Source organism: Nocardiopsis oceani (assembly GCF_054777395.1).
This window is the reverse complement of record NZ_BAAHAR010000141.1, coordinates 1-555: the sequence shown is the minus strand read 5'-3', so window position 1 is coordinate 555 and position 555 is coordinate 1. Positions and strand designations below refer to the sequence as shown.

Below are 555 nucleotides of genomic sequence, written 5' to 3'. Positions count from 1 at the left end.
CTCCTCCGACCAGACCGCGCCCTCCTACGAGGAGCTCGCCGCGCTGGTCGTGCAACTACGGTCCGAGCTAGAGAACGCGAACAAGCGCATCACCGAGCTTCAAGCCCAGCTCGGCCGGACCTCGCGTAACTCCTCCAAGCCCTCCTCCTCCGACGATTTCATCAAGCCCGCACCCAAGTCCCAGCGCCGTCGCACGGGCCGCAAACCCGGCGGGCAGCCGGGCCACGAGGGCCGTACCCGTACCCAGACCGACGACCCCGACCACGTGGTGCAACACCAACCGCCCGAGTGTCAGGGGTGTGGATCGGACCTGGCCGGAGCCGAGCGGACCGGCCTGGTGCGCCGCCAGGTCGTGGACCTGCCCCCGATCAAGCCCACGGTGACCGAACACCAGATGGTGGAGAAGGTCTGCCCCTGCGGGCAGCGCACCCGCGCCCGCTCACCCCGGGGTGTGAGAGCGCCCGTGCAGTTCGGGGCGAACGTGGGCGCCACCATCTGCTACCTGTACCTGGGCCAGTTCCTGTCCGCCCAGCGCACCGCCCAAGCCCTGTCGGA

At 69.9% G+C, this 555-nt stretch carries 1 protein-coding gene; it reads left to right on the top strand.

Going from position 1 to position 555, the window contains the following annotated elements:
* A partial coding sequence (locus ACYVDG_RS32735) for a DUF6444 domain-containing protein (RefSeq protein ID WP_460764210.1) occupies nt 1-555 on the top strand: 555 nt, incomplete at both ends.